This window comes from Frankia sp. Hr75.2, assembly GCF_949319125.1.
Classification (GTDB): domain Bacteria; phylum Actinomycetota; class Actinomycetes; order Frankiales; family Frankiaceae; genus Parafrankia; species Parafrankia soli.
Map to the genome: position 1 here is coordinate 1 of NZ_CASGGV010000118.1, position 2,522 is coordinate 2,522.

3 protein-coding genes are annotated in these 2,522 nt (G+C 64.8%); 1 reads left to right on the forward strand and 2 read right to left on the reverse strand.

What is annotated here, in order from left to right:
• Nucleotides 1–1,128: 1,128 nt before the first annotated feature.
• Complete coding sequence (locus AC559T_RS11280) at nucleotides 1,129–1,767, forward strand: hypothetical protein (RefSeq protein ID WP_498868660.1); 639 nt, start codon at nucleotides 1,129–1,131, stop codon at nucleotides 1,765–1,767.
• A gap of 116 nt (nucleotides 1,768–1,883) precedes the next feature.
• Here AC559T_RS11280 and AC559T_RS11285 read toward each other — a convergent pair whose 3' ends face one another.
• Both AC559T_RS11285 and AC559T_RS11290 read right to left on the reverse strand, forming a co-directional pair.
• Nucleotides 1,884–2,288, reverse strand: coding sequence for a helix-turn-helix domain-containing protein (locus AC559T_RS11285; protein ID WP_498868661.1), 405 nt, complete (start codon nucleotides 2,286–2,288; stop codon nucleotides 1,884–1,886).
• Between the two features lie 11 nt (nucleotides 2,289–2,299).
• The coding region (locus AC559T_RS11290) for a recombinase family protein (RefSeq protein ID WP_498868662.1) at nucleotides 2,300–2,522 on the reverse strand (223 nt) is incomplete at its 5' end.

The window sequence follows — 2,522 nt, forward strand, 5'->3', positions numbered from 1 at the left end:
CTACCGACACCCCGTCTTGGGCGTTGGACCTGTCTGCTCCCCGTGACGGTACGTACCCGCACACCACGTCGTCGGGTACAGCTTCCCCATATGTCCGTCGTCGGGGGGAGCGCGCCGGCGGGCGGGGTGGCGATGGGTGTTGGGGGCGACGTAGCATCCGCCGAAAATCGGGCGGATATGGCTGACCAGCAATATGCCGGGGACCTGGCCGGGTTGTGTCAGGCGGCCGTACCCGGGCAGAACAAGTTCCGCCGGGAAGAAGGAGGCATGGGCGGTGTCACTCCCGGAGGAAAACCCGGAGATCCGTGCACCCGCCAGCCGACCAGTTGGCATGACGCGCCATTCCAGAGTGCGTCAGACCCTCAAGGGAGAGGAAGTCTCATGACGCTGACGCTCAGAAAATGTAGCGCCATCTACCTGCTGCTACTAGTCGCGATCTTCCTCGCTGTCGCGCCATTCGTAGCGCAGCCGGCATCCGCTGTCGCTTGTCCAGAACCAAATGTCAGTCTTAGTAGGAGCCAGGGGCCGACCGGCACCGAGGTCAGGATCTCGGGATACGGGTGGAGTCCGGACAGTAAAGTATATATCCAGATTCCCCATGGCTCCGGAGCGATGTTCTACATCAATACAGCTACCCCCAGCGTCGCTCCCGGAGGTAACTGGGCGACTCAGATGACAGTCGGGCAAGAAACTCCGCCCGGAGAATATATGATGATGTTCGATCAGAAGGCAGAGGGGTGCGTCCTTCACGAAACCGGAACGTTCACCGTGTGGTGACCTAGAGCAGCGATACAGCCGCCTGTCGACCCGGTGTCGGCATATCCCCCCAGGTCGCGCCGACACCGGTCGGCTCCCCCTTCGGCCGCCGGCACGCCTACGGTGATCGTCGGCACAGCGACGAGGCCGGCGGTTACCAGCAGTGCGACGTCTGCCTCCACATCACCGCAGGCGGCTTGACCACGAAGCGGCCAAAGGCGCTACTTGGCGCCTGGTGACACGGACCCGAGCCCCGGGCTGTATAGGGGTGCTGGAAACGTCCCACGCAACCACTCTCGTGGGAATATCCGGGCGAGCCTCCCGAGGCCAGCTATATAAGGGTCCTGCGAAGCGAAAGTTCCGTGGGACTGGATGAGTGACCACCGCTTCCCCGGGAAGACTGCTGTGGCTTCCACTGTACCGGGGAGGTATGCCGTGGCTGTACGTCGATATGTTGCGCTTTCCCTGGCCGCCATTGCGCTGGCAGGATTTCCGGGCGTGGCGCTCGCCGGCGGAAATGTCCAGCCGGATGGGTCGGCAAAGCACGCAGAACCGTTCACTCAGCCGTTTGGCAAATACAAAGTGCGTCTGACCGGCGACATCTCGGGACAGCAGTTCGTCCGAGAGGGCACGCTCCTCATCGAACCGGACCCGACCCGGTACTGCCTGCTATCAGAGGAACCGCCTGGGAAGCAGGAGGTCGGCGAGATTAACTTTGCCTCGGACCGACGCTGCCCGGGTAGGGCGGGCACCACCATCTTGCCGGTATCGCTTGCCGACATCATGGTTTCCGGAAACGTCGTCCAGCTGACCCACACTGCCCCAATAGCTGGGGATCCGAGCGTCTTCAGAGACAAGAAATGTCCCTTCTACAGGATCGACGGAGGCACCGTTACCCTCGCTTTCTCGGATGCAAACAAGAAGGTAGCGGGTAACGTTCACCTCAAGGGAGTTCACGCCGCTTGCTCCGGTAGCTACAGTGCAACTCTGGCTGGCGAACGGGTGGGCTAACGCCGCCGACCTCCTCCGCTCGATCGTTACTGCGCAGCTGCGGCGGACACGTCCGCCGCAGCTGCGCTATCTGGGGGTCGAGGAGGACTGGTGTAGCCGTTGGCGGTAGCGATGATCTAGCGAGGTGTCGTTGCCGTGCTGGCAGGGTCCGGGGTCCGGGTGACGCCGGGGAGTGTGTGATGCTGCAGCGCCTGGTACACCGTCGACCGCCCCACCCCCAACCTCCGGGCGATCTCACTCACCGACTCCCCCTTCGCGCGCCGCGCCCGCACCACCGCGAGGGTGTCCTCATCCACCCGCACCGGCCGTCCCCCGCGCCGGCCGGCGGCTTCGGCGGCGCGCAGCCCGTCCAACGTCCGCTCACGGATCAGTTCCCGCTCCATTTCGGCGGCCATGGCGGCGACCATGAACAGCATCTTGTCCGCGATCGTGGCCCCCGCCGGGCGGTGCAGGCCGGCGCAGATGCCGGTGAGGATGTGCAGGTTGATCCCGCGGGCATGCAGCTCGTCCTCCAGGAGCACGAGGAGCTCCTTCATGGACCGGGCGACCCGGTCCGGCTTGTATAGATCACCAGGGTGTCCCCGGCTTTGAGGAGTCCCAGCGCCCGGCGCAGCTCGGGTCGCTCGCCCCGGGTGCTGGCGGTCTCGACGATGATCTCGCGGCAGTGCGCGCTGGCGAGCGCGTCGAGTTGCGCCTGGTGGTCCTGCGTCCGCGTGGAGACCCGGGCGTACCCGATCCGCACGCTGTTGTCGTAG